This is a genomic window from Streptomyces sp. NPDC086787 (assembly GCF_044745865.1).
Classification (GTDB): domain Bacteria; phylum Actinomycetota; class Actinomycetes; order Streptomycetales; family Streptomycetaceae; genus Streptomyces.
The window spans coordinates 73729-91207 of record NZ_JBIVBC010000002.1 but is presented as its reverse complement, the minus strand read 5'-3'; the positions used below and the strand labels follow the sequence as shown (position 1 = coordinate 91207).

At 71.5% G+C, this 17479-nt stretch carries 14 protein-coding genes and 1 riboswitch; of the genes, 3 read left to right on the top strand and 11 right to left on the bottom strand.

Annotated elements, in window-relative coordinates:
* Positions 1-74: 74 nt before the first annotated feature.
* Both ACIPK3_RS06520 and ACIPK3_RS06515 read right to left on the bottom strand, forming a co-directional pair.
* Positions 75-2012: an ATP-binding protein gene (locus ACIPK3_RS06520; protein WP_402566942.1), complete on the bottom strand. Its 1938-nt coding sequence runs from the start codon at positions 2010-2012 to the stop codon at positions 75-77.
* Between the two features lie 314 nt (positions 2013-2326).
* Positions 2327-3556 carry an MBL fold metallo-hydrolase gene (locus ACIPK3_RS06515; protein WP_402566941.1) on the bottom strand — a complete coding sequence of 410 codons (1230 nt, stop codon included), beginning with the start codon at positions 3554-3556 and terminating at the stop codon, positions 2327-2329.
* 138 nt (positions 3557-3694) lie between these two features.
* Here ACIPK3_RS06515 and ACIPK3_RS06510 point away from each other — a divergent pair, with 138 nt between their 5' ends.
* Both ACIPK3_RS06510 and ACIPK3_RS06505 read left to right on the top strand, forming a co-directional pair.
* Entirely contained in the window at positions 3695-4873 is a 1179-nt protein-coding gene (locus tag ACIPK3_RS06510; protein WP_402566940.1) for a Glu/Leu/Phe/Val dehydrogenase dimerization domain-containing protein, read from the top strand.
* A gap of 103 nt (positions 4874-4976) precedes the next feature.
* Positions 4977-5579, top strand: a complete 603-nt coding sequence (locus ACIPK3_RS06505; protein ID WP_402566939.1) for a TetR family transcriptional regulator C-terminal domain-containing protein — start codon at positions 4977-4979, stop codon at positions 5577-5579.
* A 54-nt stretch (positions 5580-5633) separates the two neighbouring features.
* Here ACIPK3_RS06505 and ACIPK3_RS06500 read toward each other — a convergent pair whose 3' ends face one another.
* The 3 genes from ACIPK3_RS06500 to ACIPK3_RS06490 all read right to left on the bottom strand — a co-directional run bounded on the left by ACIPK3_RS06500 (position 5634) and on the right by ACIPK3_RS06490 (position 10115).
* Complete coding sequence (locus ACIPK3_RS06500; protein ID WP_402567808.1) at positions 5634-6419, bottom strand: SGNH/GDSL hydrolase family protein; 786 nt, start codon at positions 6417-6419, stop codon at positions 5634-5636.
* Between the two features lie 241 nt (positions 6420-6660).
* A complete protein-coding gene (locus tag ACIPK3_RS06495) occupies positions 6661-7593 on the bottom strand; it encodes a peptidoglycan DD-metalloendopeptidase family protein (protein ID WP_402566938.1) in 933 nt (310 codons plus the stop codon).
* Between the two features lie 4 nt (positions 7594-7597).
* Positions 7598-7758, bottom strand: a riboswitch (cyclic di-AMP (ydaO/yuaA leader).
* Between the two features lie 266 nt (positions 7759-8024).
* Positions 8025-10115, bottom strand: a complete 2091-nt coding sequence (locus ACIPK3_RS06490; RefSeq protein ID WP_402567806.1) for an alpha-galactosidase — start codon at positions 10113-10115, stop codon at positions 8025-8027.
* A gap of 227 nt (positions 10116-10342) precedes the next feature.
* Here ACIPK3_RS06490 and ACIPK3_RS06485 point away from each other — a divergent pair, with 227 nt between their 5' ends.
* Positions 10343-11140, top strand: coding sequence for a tyrosine-protein phosphatase (locus ACIPK3_RS06485; protein ID WP_402566937.1), 798 nt, complete (start codon positions 10343-10345; stop codon positions 11138-11140).
* 35 nt (positions 11141-11175) lie between these two features.
* On the opposite strand, the gene ACIPK3_RS06480 is transcribed toward ACIPK3_RS06485, so the two are convergent.
* The 6 genes from ACIPK3_RS06480 to hpnH form a co-directional block, all read right to left on the bottom strand.
* Positions 11176-11298, bottom strand: coding sequence for a DUF6126 family protein (locus ACIPK3_RS06480; protein WP_402566936.1), 123 nt, complete (start codon positions 11296-11298; stop codon positions 11176-11178).
* On the bottom strand, positions 11295-11918 hold the full coding sequence (locus ACIPK3_RS06475) for a helix-turn-helix domain-containing protein (RefSeq protein WP_402566935.1): 624 nt from the start codon (positions 11916-11918) through the stop codon (positions 11295-11297). The genes ACIPK3_RS06480 and ACIPK3_RS06475 overlap by 4 nt, the downstream gene beginning before the upstream one ends.
* Before the next feature lie 75 nt (positions 11919-11993).
* Positions 11994-13379 (bottom strand): aspartate aminotransferase family protein, encoded by a 1386-nt coding sequence (locus tag ACIPK3_RS06470; protein WP_402566934.1) that lies wholly within the window; start codon positions 13377-13379, stop codon positions 11994-11996.
* Positions 13376-15298 (bottom strand): 1-deoxy-D-xylulose-5-phosphate synthase, encoded by a 1923-nt coding sequence (dxs, locus tag ACIPK3_RS06465; RefSeq protein ID WP_402566933.1) that lies wholly within the window; start codon positions 15296-15298, stop codon positions 13376-13378. The genes ACIPK3_RS06470 and dxs overlap by 4 nt, the downstream gene beginning before the upstream one ends.
* Before the next feature lie 35 nt (positions 15299-15333).
* The gene (gene ispG, locus ACIPK3_RS06460) at positions 15334-16449 is read right to left on the bottom strand and encodes a flavodoxin-dependent (E)-4-hydroxy-3-methylbut-2-enyl-diphosphate synthase (RefSeq protein WP_402566932.1); all 1116 of its coding nucleotides are present in this window, start codon (positions 16447-16449) and stop codon (positions 15334-15336) included.
* Positions 16450-16453: 4 nt separating this feature from the next.
* Positions 16454-17479, bottom strand: coding sequence for an adenosyl-hopene transferase HpnH (gene hpnH, locus ACIPK3_RS06455; RefSeq protein WP_402566931.1), 1026 nt, complete (start codon positions 17477-17479; stop codon positions 16454-16456).

Here is a 17479-nt window from a genome sequence, read left to right as displayed (position 1 = left end):
CGCTGGAGCGCGGGGCGTTGGGGTGGGCGGGAGGGTGCGGCTGGTGGTGGGGGTGGGGCCGGGGGTGGGGGTGGTCATCCGGCGGTTGCGCTCCCGTCGGGCCGGGCGGCGCCGGGTCCGTGCGGAGGGGTCCTGCGGGCGGGCGGCGTCGGCCCGGGGTGCTCCGGTTCGAGGTGCTGCTGCGCCTCGGCCAGGCCGACTCCGCGCTGGAAGGCGGCCATCAGGCCGGGGTCGTGGGCGGCGGGGGGCCCGTTGTCCGGGCGGGGCGCCGGGCCGCCCCGGAGCTGGGGCACGATGTGCTCCTGGGCACGGCGCCTCGGCAGTCCGGGCTTGTTCATGGTGCCGCGTACGGGGCCGGTGCGGGGGGTCGGCGGGGCGGTCGTGTTCCGCGCGACCGTCGGCCGCTCGTCGGGCCGGATCCCGGGCATGGCGGAGGCGGGGTTGGGCCGCGCCCCACGGGCCCCGCGCACTGGCAGCGGAGCGGGCGGCCCGCCGTGCGCCGCACCGGGAATCGCGGACTCGGCCCGTTCGTGACCGCCCGTCGGCTCCCCGGCACCGGTCCATTCTTCTCCCGCCGGAAACCCGACGCGGGGCATGGCACCGGTGTCCCCGAAGGGTGCCGCTCCTCGGTCCTCGCCGGGGGCCGGGCGCTGGGCGGCGGGTTCGGGCCGTTGGTGTCGTCCGGGTCGGGGCCCCGCTGCCGTCGGCGCCCCGGCGCGGGCCGCCGCGTCCCCGGGGGATGCGACCGGGCTGGCACCGGTAGGGTGCGCGTCGCCCGGCAGCGCTACGGCTCCGGGGACGGCCGGTGCGCTGCCGAGGAGTTCCTGCGGTACGACGAGTACGGCCTGCACGCCGCCGTAGATGTTGCCCTGGAGGCGGACGTCGATGCCGTGCCGTTTGGCGAGCTGGGAGACGACGAACAGACCGATCCGGCCGTCGGCCAGCAGGCTGGCGACGTTGACCTGGTCGGGGTCGGCGAGCAGGGCGTTCATCCGGGTCTGCTCGATGACGGGCATGCCGAGTCCGCGGTCCTCCACCTCGACGGCGAGCCCCGAGGTGACGAGGTTGGCGCGGAGCAGGACCTGGGTGTGCGGGGCGGAGAACACGGTGGCGTTCTCGACGAGTTCGGCCAGCAGGTGGATGACGTCGGCCACGGCGTGTCCGCGCAGTTCCCCGTCGACCGGGGGCACGAGCCTGACCCGGGAGTACTGCTCGACCTCGGCGATGGCCGACCGCAGCACTTCGGTCATGGGCACGGGGTTGCTCCACTGCCGCCGGGAGACGGCCCCGCCGAGCACGGCGAGGTTCTCGGCGTGCCGTCGGATACGGGTGGCGAGGTGGTCCACGTTGAAGAGGCCCTTGAGCAGGTCGGGGTCCTCGATCTCGTGCTCCAGCTCGTCCAGGATCGAGATCTCCCGGTGCACGAGGGACTGAAGCCGGCGGGCCAGGTTGAGGAAGACTTCGAGTTTCTGTTCGCTGCCCGTCTGGCTGGAGAGCTGTGCGGCCTGGACGACGGCGGCGGCGGCGCCGTCGTGGGCGCGGGCCAGGTCGGCGGCGAGCAGTTCGAACTCGTCGGCGTCCTCGGGCGGCCCGCCGCGCGGCTTGCGCTGCGGGGCCGACTCCCCGCGGCGCAGCGCCTCCACGAGGGAGCGCAGGTCGGCTTCGCCGCGCGCGGTGTTGCGCCGCAGGGCGCCGACGCGGTCGCGCACCGAGCGGGCGGCGCGGCCGGCGGCCACGGCGGCGATCACGATGCCGGCGGCCGTCACGCAGAACGCCCCGGCGATCACGGCCCACAGGGTGATGCCGGGCCGTGCTCCGGTGGAGCGGACGGTGAACAGGACGACCGCGCAGGCGCTGAGCGCGACCGCGGTGGGCGGCAGCACGGCGAGGCGCATCAGCTGAGGCCGTATGTGGGTCTCGGGCAGCGCGGGAACGGGGCGGGCGACCGGCCGGCCGTGCCGGCCGCCCTCGCGGCGGTCGGCGCGTGGGGCCGGTGCGCGGAGGTGAGACATCGGTGTCCTCGTACTGGTCCGTCGGGTCCGTCGGGCCTGGTTCCGCGCGCGTGGAGGCGCGTGGAGCGCGATGTGGCGGACACTCACCGTAGTCGTCCGTGCCACATGTGCGGTGGGCACTTGACGAACTCCCCCGGGCAGCGTCCCGCTCTGGTATGAGCGCTCGTACGACAGACCGATACTCGTCCCGGATCCACGCATCAGAATCGAAGCGAATCAATCCGACCTGCTCAGAAGCGGTCACGAACAAAAGGCGAGGGCCGGGGAGCCTCAGCTCCCCGGCCCTCGCCTCGCGTCGGACGCCCGGTCTCCGGTCAGCCCGCGGGGACGCTCTCGGCGTCTCCCTCGTCCTCGGTCACGGCGACACCGGCGTCACCGGCCGTGTGGGGCGGGGTGGTGACGGCCGGCCGCAACGCCGGCCAGCCGGCCGCGGGGGCGAGGGCCACACCGCGCCACCACGGCTCGGCCGGAACGGTCTCGCCGGTCGGTTCGAAGGGCTCCCCGGGCCGGGGCAGCGCGACCGGCGCACCGGCCGCGGCGGCGGCCTCCAACGTCCCCTCGCCGGGGTCGGACCAGGCGTGGGTGGCCAGGTTGAAGGTGGCCCAGTGGATGGGGAGCAGCACACCGTGCGGGCGGCCGCCCTGGAGGTCGAGGTGGGCGCGCACGCCCTCCTCGGGGGTCATGTGGATGTCCGGCCAGAACTCGCTGTAGGCGCCGATCTGGATCATCGTGGCGTCGAAGGGGCCGTGGTCGGCGCCTATGCGCTTGAATCCCTCGAAGTACCCGGTGTCGCCGCTGTGGTAGATCCGGTGCCGCTCCCCGGCGACGACCCAGGAGGCCCAGAGCGTGTGCTGGGTGTTGCGCAGGCCGCGGCCGCAGAAGTGGCGGGCCGGGGTGGCGGTCAGGGTGAGGCCGCCGACCTCGGTCGACTCGTTCCAGTCCAGTTCGCGCAGCCGGCTCTCGGCCACGCCCCAGTGCTCCAGGTGGGCACCGACGCCCAGCGGGACGGCGAAGAGGGTGTCCGTGCCGGCCAGCGCCTTGATCGTGGGCATGTCGAGGTGGTCGTAGTGGTCGTGCGAGATGACGACGACGTCGACCGGGCCGAGCGCCGCCAGCGGTACCGGGGCCGGGTGCAGCCGCTTGGGCCCGGCGAACGGGAACGGGGAACAGCGCTCGCCCCAGACCGGGTCGAAGAGCACGCGCTTTCCGTCGATCTCGGCGAGCACGCTGGAGTGTCCCATCCAGGTCAGCCGCAGCCCGGTGGCCGGCGGCCGGGCGATGTCGGCGAGCGTGGTGGCGTGTACCGGAACGGTGCCCCGCGGGGCACGCCTGGGGCGCTCCTCACGGTCGAAGAAGACCTTCGCGAAGTCCAGCGTGGAGCCGGACGGGCGGGTGCGCGCGAGGCCCCCCGGGTTCTGGAAGACACCGTCCTTGAAGTGCGGTGACCTGCGGATGCGCGCCATGCGCTCACCGCTCGGGTCCACGCCGAAGGCAGCGGGCTGCAGCGCGCGGAGCCCGGAGCTCAGGGAACGCAAACCGGTCACGGTACCTCCAGATGGACTCGCCGGGGGCATCCATTATGGTCGGCCCCTCCGGCAACCCTTCCGGCAGCCCCCACGACAGTCCGCCCCGCACACTTCGGACCGCCGCCGGGAGCCCGCGCACCGAGGAGAACCAACCCCATGACCGCCCCCCTCGTCTCGCTCGTGTGGACCGACCACGTCACCGGCCGCCAGGGCTTCCTGGTCGTCGACCGGCTGGTGCGCGGGGTGGCCAGCGGCGGTCTGCGCATGCGTCCCGGATGCACCCTCGACGAGGTGGCCGGACTCGCCCGCGGCATGACCATGAAGGAGGCCCTCCACTACGACCCCGAGAGCCGCTATGTGCCCCTGGGCGGTGCCAAGGGCGGCATCGACTGCGACCCCCGGGCGCCCGAGGCGTACGGGCTGCTGGTGCGCTACCTGCGCGCGATGCGGCCGTACGTCGAGAGTTGCTGGACCACGGGCGAGGATCTCGGCCTGACCCAGGACCTGGTCGACCGCGCCGCCGCCGAGGCGGGTCTGGTGTCGTCGATCCAGGCGGTGTATCCGCTGCTCGACGACGAGACCGCGGCGCGGCGCAGGCTCGCGGACGCCTTCGCGGTCGAGGTGGACGGCATCGGTCTGGGCGAGCTGGCCGGCGGCTGCGGGGTCGCCGAGTCGGTGCTCACCGCCCTGGACCGGGCCGGGGTGCCGCACGCCGGGACGCGGGTCTGTGTGCAGGGGCTCGGCACCATGGGCGGGGCGACCGCCCGCTTCCTGGCGCGGGCGGGCCTGACCGTCGTGGCCGTCGCCGATGTCAGGGGCACCATCGCCAACCCGGCGGGTCTCGACGTCGAGGCGCTGCTCACCGCGCGGGACGCGTACGGCGCCGTCGACCGGGCCGTGCTGCGTCCCGGCGACCGCGAACTGCCGGGTGACGCCTGGCTGTCCGCCGAGGCCGACGTGCTGGTGCCGGCGGCCGTGTCGTACGTGGTCGACGCCGCCGCCCAGCATCGGATCCGGGCACGCTGGGTCGTGGAGGCGGCCAATATGCCGGTGCTGCCCGAGGCGGAGGAGCTGCTGTCCGCGCGCGGGGTGACCGTGCTGCCGGACGTGGTGGTCAACTCCGGGACGAACGCCTGGTGGTGGTGGACGCTGTTCGGTGACATCGGCCCCGACGCGGACGAGGCGTTCACCCACATACGGCGCTCGATGCGGGCCCTGGTCGAACTGATGCTGGCGCGCGCCGAGGCCGACGCCACGACCCCGCGCGCGGCCGCCCACGCCATCGTGGCGGACCGGCTGCCGGTGATCGCCGAGCGGTTCGGGTGGTACCGGTAGGTCCACGGATCCGGGTGGTGGGCGGACGTTTGGACCAGGTCCTGTCACAAGGCATACGGGAGTTCGCATAGGGGAGTTCGACGACAAGCCCTAGGGTGACCGCGTGACGAGACGGCGGCTGAGTGTGGCGGAGCGGCGGGAGGAGCTGTTGCGGGCCGCCGTGGAGCAGATCGAGGCGCGGGGTGTGGCGGCGGTCAGGATCTCCGACGTGGCCTCGTCCCTCGGGGTGAGCAACGCGCTTGTGCTGTACCACTTCTCGACCAAGGAGAAGCTGGTCGCCGCCGCGTTCGCGTTCGCGGCCGAGGACGATCTGACGCGGCTGCGGGCACTGCTGGGCCGCCGTACGACCGCGCTGCGCCGACTGCGGGCCGCGATGCGGTGGTACGCGCCGACCGGGCCGGCCAAGGGGTGGCGGCTGTGGATCGAGGGCTGGGCGGTGGCACTGCGCGAACCGGCGCTGCGCGAGGTCGCCCGGGGCCTGGACAGGCAGTGGAAGGCGGCCATCGCCGGAGTCATCGCGGAAGGCGTGGCGGCGGGCGAGTTCGAGTGCCCGGACCCGGAGGGGGCGGCGCTCAGGCTGACGGCCCTGCTGGACGGGCTCGCCGTGCAGCTGACGTCGTACGCGGGCGCGGTTCCCCGATCCCGGGCGCGCCAGTGGGTGGACGAGGCTCTCGCCCGTGAACTGGGGCCCGTCCGGCAACGGTGAGCGGCGGCGCCCGGTCGAAGCGCCGCCGTTCGGTCACCGGTCGTCGTCGGGCCGTCAGGCCACCGAGGCGATCCGCGTTCTGATGTCATCGGGGGACAACGCCCCCTTGGCCGTCACATGGTCGCCCGACGACTCCCCGCGCAGCCGTCGTCCGATCCACGGCACCAGGTACTCGCGGGCCCAGTGGACGTCGTCGCGGCGCACGTCGAGCGTGCTGCGCGGCGGCAGCGGTGGCCAGGGCTGGTCCGGGTCGGCCGGGACCTCGAGGCCCAGGACCTGCCCGGCGCGCAGCGCCACCCGGGTGTGTCCCTCGGGTGAGAGGTGGAGCCGGTCGCCGTCCCAGGCCCGGCGGTCCTGCACGGTCTTCAGGGACCACAGGTCCAGCACCGGGCAGCCGTACCGGTCGGCGATGGCCCGGACATGCCCGTTGTACGTGGCGATCTTGCCACGCAGACGCTTCATCACGGGCACGTCGCGGGTGTCGAACCCGGTCGTCACCAGCACCGTGCCCGCCGCCTCGGTGAGCTGGGCCACCGCACGCTCGAAGCGTTCGGCCACCTCGTCCGGGTCGGTGCCGGGGCGGATGATGTCGTTGCCGCCCGCGCAGAAGGACACGAGGTCGGGCGCGAGCGCCACGGCCTGCGGGAGCTGGTCCGCCACGATCTGGTCGAGCAGTTTGCCGCGCACTGCGAGGTTGTTGTAGTCGAAGTCGCCCTCCGGGCGACGGTCCGCGAGCAGCACCGCGAACCGGTCGGCCCATCCGACGTATGCCCCGTCGGGGCCGGGGTCGCCGACGCCCTCGGTGAAGCTGTCCCCCACCGCCACGTACGACCCGATCACTGATCTGTTGTCACTCTTCGAATCGTCTGTCACATCGCCCCATGATTCACCTTCGCATGTGACTTACGCGATCGTAGGAAGGGGTTGACGAACGGTGAGATAAGCCACGCTTAAAGAATTTGTCAATGCCGGAATAGGGTGCACCCGGGGGGTGTTGACGGGCCCGGACACACCGAAGGCCGGACCCGGGGATCACAGGGATCGCGGGTCCGGCCTTTCGGTCCGTGACGGGTGGTGCCGGTCAGCCGACGGAGACGCCGTGGCCGCGGAGGTAGGCGACCGGGTCCACGTCGGAGCCGTAGTTCGGGGTGGTACGGATCTCGAAGTGGAGGTGCGGGCCGGTCACGTTGCCGGTCGCGCCGGAGAGTCCGAGCTGCTGACCCGCGGTCACGCTCTGGCCCGCCGACACGGAGAGCTGGGACAGGTGGGCGTACTGCGCGTAGTAGCCGTCGCTCAGCTTGATGACGACCTGGTTGCCGTACGCACCGCCCCACCCGGCGGAGACGACGGTGCCCGCGCCGACGGCCTTGACCGGGGTGCCGGTCGGGACGACGAAGTCGACACCGGTGTGGTAGCCGCTGGACCAGTGACTGCCCGCCACGTGGTAGGCGGTACCGATGCCGCCGCCCGACACGGGGCGGGTGTAACCGGTCGAGGCGGTGGCGGTCTGCTCCGGGGCGGCCTTGGCGGCGGGCGCCGGGGCCTCCTTGGCCTGCGGGGCGGCGGACGGCTTCGCGGCCGGGGCGGAGAAGGACGACTGCCGCGGCTGGGCCGGGGCCTCGTGGGCCGCCGTGGCCTTCTTGCCCAGGGTGAGCTTCAGACCGGGGTGGATCAGCGAGGGGTCGCCGCCGATGGCCTCGCGGTTGTCGTGGTAGATCCGCTGCCAGCCGCCGCGCACCTGCTGCTTGGCGGCGATCTTGGACAGGTAGTCACCGGACCGCACCGTGTACGTGCGTGCGTGCGAGTGGGCCGAGGCCGGGCGCTCGGGCTTCGTCTGCTTCGCGACGGCGGGAAGCGACTGGACGGCCTTCTCGGGAGCGGCCGCGGGGGCCGCGTGGGCGCCGGCGGCTCCCATCAGCGGCAGGGCCAGCGCGGCACCGCCGGTACCGGCGACCGCTATGGAGCGGGAGAAGCGGCGGGTCTTGGGACGGCGGTGCTTACCCTTCGCGGGCATGGCGAATTCCTCTCCGGCGCCTGCGAGGTGAGCTGTCGGGTTCGGACTGGAGATGCCCGGCCGCAGTGGAGACGCGGCTTCACCCCTAGCCTGTTCCGGAGACCGGAACAGGCGGTGTTGCCTGTGGGTCCCCCGCTTCCTGCCGTACACGGGTGAGTGTGTGGGGACTCCGGGCGGCGGCAGGATTCGGCGTTCCGTCCGGATTGATGGTGAACGTAAGCGAGCGCGCCGCGAACGGACAAGAAGAAAATTCCTTGTGTCCGGCTTTCGCTTGATCCGTTACCGGAATTCCCGGTCACCCTCCGTGAATTCCCCGCTCGATTCCCTCCTCAATTCCCGGGAACGGCACCGCGATTACGTGAACATGACGCACGACGGACGGTCACCATATGACCCTCCTCACGCACGCCCCCCCAATTCGGACATTCAACTCAGATGCGACGTAGTCGAAGAACTGTCGCGTCGAGGTCACCCCGGAGCCCAGTGCTCAGCCCGTGGTGCAGCAGCACGGCACCCCGATGGATATCACCGGTTTCGCGGCATTCGTACGATGCTGTCGGGTCGAGCCCGCGCAGCCGCGGCGCCGGGACCGGCTCGCCGTAGTGCTGTGCCTGGAGCCAGGCGAGTACGACCGTCTCGCCCCCGAGCGTGTACTGCACCGCGCTCAGTCCGCCCTCCGGGGGCCGCAGCCGGTACAGCTCGCCGTGCTGCACGACCGGGCGGATCTCCTTGTAGAGCCGCACCCACTCCCGGGCCGCGGTAAGTTCCGCCTCGGTCCACTCCGAGAGGTCGCCACCGATGCCGAGGACCCCGGCCATGGCGCTGACGAACCGGAGGCGCAGTGCGCTGACCCTGCCGTTGAGCTGTGTGTTCGGACTGTCGGTGACCCAGGCGGCCATGATCCGCGCGGGGTGGATCTGACTGAACCCGTGCTGGATGGCGAGCCGGTCCAGCGGGTCGGTGTTGTCGGAGGTCCACACCTGGTCCGTGCGGCTCATCACACCGAGGTCGATCCGGCCGCCGCCGCCCGAGCAGGACTCGAACGCCACACCCGGGTGGGCCGCCCGCAGCCGGTCCAGCAGGGCGTAGAAGGCACGCACATGGTCGGTCCAGAGCCGCTGCGGGTAGGGGTCGCCCGGCCAGCCCGGGTCGGTGAAGCAGCGGTTGAAGTCCCACTTCACATAGTCGATGGGCGCCCCGGAGAGCAGGCCGTCGAGCTGCTCCCACAGATACCGCTGGACGTCCTCGCGAGCCAGGTTGAGCACCAGCTGGTTGCGCAGCTCCGTGCGCTCGCGTCCCGGCTGGTACTGCACCCAGTCGGGGTGTGCGCGGTACAGGTCGCTGTCCGGGTTGACCATCTCGGGCTCGACCCAGATGCCGAACCGCATCCCCAGGGCGTGCACCTGGTCGGCCAGTGGTGCGAGGCCGTCCGGGAAGCGGTCGGGGTTGGGTGTCCAGTCGCCGAGTCCGGCCCGGTCGCTGACCCGGGCGCCGAACCAGCCGTCGTCGACCACGAACAGCTCCACTCCGATCGACGCCGCGCGGCGGGCGAGCGCGGTCTGCCGCTCCTCGGAGATGTCGAAGTACGTGGCCTCCCAGGAGTTGAACAGCACGGGCCGGTCCTGCTCGGCGTCCGGGATGACGTGGGCCCGCTGGTAGGCGTGCCAGGCGCGGCTCGCGCCACCGAAGCCGCCGTCGCTCCACAGCCCCGCGAAGACCGGGGTCGTGTACGACTCCCCGGCGCCCAGCATCAGCAGGCCCGAGTCGTCGTGGCCCGCCCCTCCGGTGATCTGCACGCGCGCGTCGGGCAGTTGGGCGACCGCGATCCGCCAGGACCCCGACCAGCCCAGCACGCAGCCGTACACCTCGCCGCGCTCCTCGGTGGCGTCCGTGTCCAGCGCGACCCAGGGCAGGTGCTGGTGGCCGGTGTGGCCGCGGCGGCTGCCGATCACCTTTTCCCCGTAGGTGAGCGGTGCCGCGGTGAGCCGGGACTCGGCGGCCCAGCGGCCGTGCAGCTGGGACAGCCGCCAGCCCTCCCGGTCGGGCAGGGTCCAGGTGGCCGCGTCGGCGCGGAGCAGTTCCACGCGCGCGGGACCCGCGTTGTCGACGGTCACCCAGCGCTCGATCACGTCCGCGCGCATCCGGTAGTGGAGCGTGACGGACAGCCCGTCGTCGTGGAAGCGCAACCGCAGTCCGCCGTCCTCGGTCTCGTACCCCGCGAAGGTCCACTCGGTGCCGCGCCGCTGGTCCGTGCGCACGGACAGGGCCGGGCGGACGAAGCGGGGGCCGCCCTCGACCGGGTACTCCTCGCGACCGTCGAGCGGCGACTCGAAGGGCCGGTAGACCGGCAGCGGGCGTACGGCGAGTGCCTCGGCGTCGGCGAGCGCGATCCTCGGCCCCCAGTGGAGGTGCAGCAGTTCGTCCGCCTCGGTGAGGTGCAGCGCGTAGCCGCTGGCCGGTCCGGACAGCAGCCAGGTGCGGCCGTCCTCCGCGATGTCCACCGTGTTTGCCGTGTCCACCATGTGCACCGTGCTCGCTATTTCCACCCTCTCCACCCTCTCCAGGACTTCCACGACGGAGCGCCCGCACAGGTCCAAACAGATCCGCTCAAGCCCGAACATCATCGAGGGTGGTGGGACTTCGGGGCAATGCCTGTGGACAACTCGTCGCCCGAGGAAACCCATGTCGTATCGTCAACGGAGTGCCCGTGGGCGAGCCGCGCCGACGGGGCAGACCGGGAGGAGCCCCCGTGACCCAGCAGGTCCCGTCGACCGAGCCCGAGCTGGCCGGTGTGCGCAACTTCCGTGACGTGGGCGGTCTGCCGACGACGGACGGGCGGCGGGTGCGGTTCGGTCTGCTGTTCCGCAGCGGTCACCTGGCACACGCGACCGAGGAGGACGCGCGGTTCCTCACCTCCCTGGGCCTGCACACGATCTTCGACTTCCGCAATTCGGCCGACCAGAAGCTGGAAGGCGCCGATGTGGAACTGCCCGGCGTGCGGAACGTGAACCTTCCGCTGAGCGACCCGGCGGACGGCGCCGAGTTCTGGAAGATGGTCCGCGACGGCGAGATCGAGCAGCTGCGCGGAATCCTGGCCGACGGCAAGGCTGCGGACCGGATGATCGCCTCCTACCGGAAGATGATCAAGGAACGGACCGCCGAGCACTCCCGGGTGCTGCACTCGCTCGCCGAGGACAGCGTGCCCGCCCTGATGCACTGCGCCGCGGGCAAGGACCGGGCCGGTCTGTCGATAGCCGTCACGCTGCTCGCCCTCGGCGTGGAGCGCGACGCCGTCCTCGCCGACTATCTGGAGTCGAACGCCAAGCACCGCCGGTACAAGGTGCATCGCAACGGCAGCTCGGCCGGCGCGTACTCCCCCGAGGTCATGGAGTTGCTGAGCCCTCTGTTCGAGGCGCGGGCCGAGTATCTGGCGGCGGCGCTGGAGACCCTTGAGGAGACCTGGGGCGGAGTCGACACCTACCTGGTGGAGGGACTCGGTCTCGCCCCGGCCACCCGGGAGCGGCTGCGCGAGCGTCTGCTCAACTGACGGCGGACGCGGCGGCGACGCGCGTCCGCCCGGCGTCAGCTCTTGGCGCCGACCGTGAACAGCACGTACAGGAACGCGGCGAAGACATGGCCGAGTGCGATGTAGATGATGAGCCGGATCCACAGGGATCGCGGGAACTTGTCCTCGAAGTCGCTCATGGCAGCTCTCCGGTCAGGGGTCCCAGGCACAGCGTGGCCGTGGGGCTCTGCAGCAGAGTGTGGACGAACAGCAGTTCCACGCCGTCGTGGTCCTCGGCGGCGAGGCGGTGCGGGGTCAGCGAGTCGAAGTGGGCGCTGTCACCGGGCCCGAGCAGATGCGCGGTGTCACCGAGGCGCAGCCTGAGCCGCCCGTTCAGGACGTACAGCCACTCCTCGCCGGGATGCACCCGCACGATGTCGCCCTGCGAGCCGTGCGGCACCCGTACCCGCAGTGCCTGCATCCCCCGCCCGGAGGCACCGGCCTGCCAGTAGGTCCAGCCGCCCGCCCGGGTGGGTTCCATGTCGGCGGCACGCACGATGGCGTCCCGGTCGGCGACCGTCTCGCCGAGCAGGTCCGATACAGTCGTGGCATAGACACGGGCGAGCGTGAGCAGCATCGGCAACGAGGGCTGGCGCTGCCCGGTCTCCAGGCGGGACAGATGGGCCGGCGACAGCCCGGCGGACCGCGCCGCGGCCTCCAGGGTGAGGCCGGTGCGTCGGCGCAGGGCTCGTAGTTGCGGGGCGACCGCGGGCAGGTCGTCGCCGGGGGCGGGCGACGGTGCCGGATCCGGGGCTTTCATGGTTCCATTGAGCCCGGAAATTGCCTCCACGGCAATTTTCTTGCCTCAGAGGCAAAGCCCCGGCGCCGCTCCCGCTCAGCGGTTGGCCACCGCCTGTTTGATCAGGGTCCTGCCGAAGTCCCACATCAGTCCGCCGCCGCTGTGGGCGTCGTCCATCACGGCCGTGAAGGCGTCGACGAAGCGGTCCACGTCGGCCTCGGTCAGGACCAGGGGCGGGATCAGTTTGATCACCTCCAGGTGGTCGCCGGAGACCTGGGTGAGGATCCGGTGGCGTTGCAGCAGCGGTACGACCACCATCTGCGCGAACAGGCCCTTGCGCGCGGCCTGGAGCATGGTCCACCGGCCGCGCAGCTTCAGCGACGCAGGCTTCCCGAACTCGATGCCGATCATCAGACCCCGGCCGCGGACGTCGGCGAGCAACTCGTACTTGCCGGTCAGCGCGGCGAGCCGGGACCGCAGCAGTTCGCCGGTGGTGCGCACGTTCGCGACCGTCTGCTCGTTCTCCATGACCGACAGCACGGCCAGGCCCGCCGCCATCGCCTGCGCGTTGGAGCCGAAGCTCGCCGAGTGCACCAGCACCCGGTCCATGGACGAGTAGACCTTCCGAAAGATCCAGTCCTTGCCGAGGGTGGCGCCGACCGGCACATAGCCGCCGGAGAGCGCCTTGGCCACGCACACCAGGTCCGGTTCGACGCCGTCCTCGTGCTGGTAGGCGTAGAAGTCCCCGGTCCGGCCGAGTCCGGTCTGCACCTCGTCGGCGATGAGCAGCGCCTTGTGCCGGTGGAGTAGTTCCTGGGCGGCGCGCAGGTAGCCGGTCGGGGCCTCGTGCACGCCCTTGCCCTGGATCGGCTCCACGATCAGCCCGGCCACGTCCCCCTTCTTCAGTTCACGGGCGAGGGCGTCGAGGTCACCGAGCGGTAGCGCGGTGTCGGGCAGCAGCGGGGCGAACCCGTCGCGGAAGCCGTTCTCGCCGTTGACCGACAGCGAGCCGGTGGTCAGGCCGTGGAACGCGTGGTCGCAGTAGAGGATCCTCGGCCGACCGGTGGCGTACCGGGCGAACTTGAGGGCGGTCTCCACGGCCTCCGTGCCGCTGTTGCCGAAGAACACCCGGTCCAGGTGAGGGCTGTGCGCGAGGAGCTTCTCGGCCAGCAGGCCGGGCAGCGGCTGACAGTCGAAGCGGGTGAGGTCGGCGAGGGAGGCGTCGAGGACGTCGTGCAGCGCCTCGCGGACGACGGGGTGGTGGCGGCCCAGGCCCATCACCCCGAACCCGGCGAGCATGTCCAGATAGTCGTTGCCGTCGGCGTCCCAGAAGTGGGCGCCCTCGGCGCGCTCGTAGACCTTGTCGAAGCCGATGGTGTGCAGCATCCGCGGGAGCTGCGGGTTGAGGTACTTGGCGTGCAGCTCGTAGCGTTCGGCTCCGCGCTCGGACAGCAGCGCGCCGAGGTCGAACTCGGTGCTCATTCAGCTCTCTCCTTGGCTGTGCCCCCCGTGTCGTCGGCATCGTGAAACGCGTCCTTGACGGCCAGGCTCGCGCTGATCCGTCCCGCGATCTCGACGGGTGTGAGGCCGATGTCGGCCAGGACCTCGGCGCGCTTGGCGTGCGCGAGGAACTGCTCGGGGATGCCGAACCGGCGCACGGGCACGTCCACGTCGGCGTCGCCGAGGGCAAGTGCCACGGCGGAACCGACCCCGCCGGCACGGCTGTTGTCCTCGACCACGGCCACCAGGCGGTGTCCGGCGGCCAGGCCCGGCAGGGCCGGGTCGACCGGCTTGACCCAGCGGGGGTCGACGACCGTGCAGCCGATGCCGCGCGCCGCCAGCAGTTCGGCGGTGTGGAGGCAGACCGATGCCATCACGCCGACGGCCACCAGCAGCACGTCGGTCCGGTCGGAGCGCTGCAGTACGTCCATGCCGCCGACCCGGTCGACCGCCGGGACGTCGGGACCGGCCGACTCCTTGGGGAAGCGCACCAGCGTCGGCGCGTCGTCCACGGCGACCGCCTCGCGCAGTTGGGCGCGCAGCTGGGCGGCGTCGCGCGGGGCGGCGATCCGCAGCCCGGGGACCACCTGGAGCACCGACATGTCCCACATACCGTTGTGCGAGGGTCCGTCGACACCGGTGACCCCGGCCCGGTCCAGGACGAAGGTCACCCCGCAGCGGTGCAGGGCGACGTCCATGAGGAGCTGGTCGAAGGCCCGGTTGAGGAAGGTGGCGTAGACGGCGACGACCGGGTGCAGTCCGCCGGTCGCGAGCCCCGCCGCCGACACGGCCGCATGCTGCTCGGCGATGCCGACGTCCCAGACCCGGTCCGGGAAGCGCGCCGCGAACCCGCCGAGGCCGACCGGGTGCAGCATGGCCGCCGTGATGGCCACGACGTCGTCGCGCTCCTCCCCGATGCGCACGATCTCGTCGCCGAACACGGAGGTCCAGGAGGGCCCGCCGGACGGTGCGAGCGGCTCGCAGGTCAGCGGGTCCATCACCCCGACGGTGTGGAAGTGGTCCTCCTCGTGGGCCAGGGCCGGCTCGTAGCCGCGGCCCTTCTCCGTGAGGCAGTGCACGAGCACCGGCCCGTGGAAGCGCTTGGCGCGGCGCAGCGCCGACTCCACGGCCATGATGTCGTGGCCGTCGATCGGGCCGACGTACTTGAGGCCCAGGTCCTCGAACATGCCCTGCGGGGCGAAGGCGTCCTTGAAGCCCTTCTTCGCGCCGTGCAGGGACTCGTACAGGGTGCCGCCGACCACCGGGGTGCGCAGGAGCACCTCCTTGCCCCAGGCGAGCACCTTCTCGTAGCCGTCGGTGGTGCGCAGGGTGGCCAGATGGTTGGCGAGCCCGCCGATGGTGGGCGCGTACGACCGCTCGTTGTCGTTGACGACGATGATCAGCGGCCGGTCCCTGGCCGCCGCGATGTTGTTGAGCGCTTCCCAGGCCATGCCGCCGGTCAGCGCGCCGTCGCCGATGACCGCGACGACATGCCCCTTCTCGCCCTGCACCTGCCGGGCCTTGGCGAGTCCGTCGGCCCAGCCGAGGGCCGTGGAGGCGTGGCTGTTCTCGATGACGTCGTGCTCGGACTCCTCGCGCGAGGGGTAGCCGGACAGGCCGCCCTTTCCGCGCAGCTTGGAGAAGTCCTGACGTCCGGTCAGAAGCTTGTGGACATAGCTCTGGTGACCGGTGTCCCAGAGAATGCGGTCGGCCGGTGACTCGAAGACCCGGTGCAGGGCGACGGTCAGTTCCACCACGCCCAGGTTGGGCCCGAGGTGACCGCCGGTCCTGGACACCGCGTGCACCAGGAACTCCCGTATCTCGTCGGACAGTTCACCGAGCTCTGGCTCGGACAGCGCCTTCAGGTCGCGTGGCCCCCGGATGTTGTCCAGAATCGTCATGTTCTGGCCCCCTCTCGGTCGTGCCTTGTCTCAACTCACTTCATCTGCTCGGCGAGCTTCATCGCTTCCTCGATGAGGGTCTCCACGATCTTCGACTCGGGGACGGTCCTGACGACCTCGCCCTTGACGAAGATCTGGCCCTTGCCGTTGCCGGAGGCCACCCCCAGATCCGCCTCGCGCGCCTCGCCGGGACCGTTGACCACGCACCCCATCACGGCCACCCTCAGCGGTACTTCCATGCCCTCCAGGCCCGCGGTCACCTCGTCGGCCAGCTTGTAGACGTCGACCTGCGCCCGGCCGCAGGACGGGCAGGAGACGATCTCCAGGCCGCGCTGCTTGAGGCCCAGGGACTCCAGGATCTGGTTGCCGACCTTGACCTCCTCGACGGGCGGGGCCGACAGGGAGACGCGGATGGTGTCGCCGATGCCCTGGGAGAGCAGGGCGCCGAAGGCCACGGCGGACTTGATGGTGCCCTGGAAGGCCGGTCCCGCCTCGGTGACACCGAGGTGGAGCGGGTAGTCGCACCGGGCGGCGAGCTGACGGTAGGCCTCGACCATGACGACCGGGTCGTTGTGCTTGACGGAGATCTTGATGTCCCGGAAGTCGTGCTCCTCGAAGAGCGACGCCTCCCACAGCGCCGACTCGACGAGGGCCTCCGGCGTGGCCCTGCCGTACTTCTGGAGCAGCCTGCGGTCCAGCGAGCCCGCGTTCACACCGATACGGATCGGTGTGCCGTGATCTCTCGCGGCGCGCGCGATCTCCTTCACCTGGTCGTCGAACTGCTTGATGTTGCCCGGGTTCACCCGGACGGCGGCGCAGCCCGCCTCGATCGCGGCGAACACGTACTTCGGCTGGAAGTGGATGTCCGCGACGACCGGGATCTGCGACTTGCGGGCGATGGTCGCGAGGGCGTCCGCGTCGTCCTGCGTCGGGCAGGCCACCCGCACGATCTGACAGCCCGACGCGGTCAGCTCCGCGACCTGCTGAAGGGTCGCGCCCACGTCGGACGTACGCGTCGTGGTCATCGACTGCACCGACACCGGCGCGCCGCCCCCGACCGCCACCGGCCCGACCTGGATCCGCCGCGACACGCGGCGCTCGGCGACCGGCCGGGCCGGCACCCCGGGGGTGCCCAAGGCGATGGCGGTCATGGTGTCAGTCCTGCTTCCCGCTCGTCATGGTCTCGCGGGCGGCGCGCAGCGACTCCTTGAGCGAGCCCATGGTGGCCAGGACGGCGGTCGGCTCATAGCCGCAGTGCGCCATGCAGTTGGCGCACCGGGGGTCCTTGCCCCGGCCGTACGCGTCCCAGTCGGTCTCCTCCAGGAGCTGCCGGTACGTGGGCACGTAGCCGTCACTCATCAGATAGCAGGGCTTCTGCCAGCCGAACAGGGAGTAGCTCGGGATCGCCCACGCGGTGCACGGGAAGTCGACCTTGCCCTCCAGGAAGTCCAGGAAGAGCGGGCTCTGGTTGAGCCGCCAGCGCCTGCGGTTGCCACCGGAGAACGCCTTCTTGAACAGCTCCCGGGTCTGCTGGACGCCGAGGAAGTGCTCCTGGTCCGGGGCCTTCTCGTAGGCGTAGGCGGGCGAGAGCATCATCTCGTCCACCTCCAGGTCGTCGTTGAGGAAGTTGAGTACCTCCACGATGGTCTGCGGGGTGTCGGTGTTGAAGAAGGTCGAGTTGGTGGTGACCCGGAAGCCGCGCCGCTTGGCCTCCTTGATGGCCGCGACCGCCTCGTCGAAGGTGCCCTCCTTGGCCACCGAGGCGTCGTGGCGCTCCCGAAGTCCGTCGATGTGCACCGCCCAGGCGAAGTAGGGCGAGGGCGTGAACTTCTCCATCTTCTTGCGCATCAGCAGCGCGTTGGTGCACAGGAAGACGAACTTCTTCTTCGCCACCAACTGCCGCACGATCTCGTCGATCTGAGGGTGCATCAGCGGCTCGCCGCCGGCGATGGACACCATGGGGGCACCCGACTCCAGCACCGCGCCCACGGCCTGGGCAACGGGCATGCGCTGCTTGAGCACGCCCGCCGGGTGCTGGATCTTGCCGCAGCCCTCGCACTTGAGATTGCAGGCGAACAGCGGTTCCAGCTCGACCAGCAGCGCGAACTTGTCGCGCTTCCGCAGCTTCTGTTCGAACAGATATGTAGCGACCTTGATGGACTGACGCAGCGGCATGGCCAT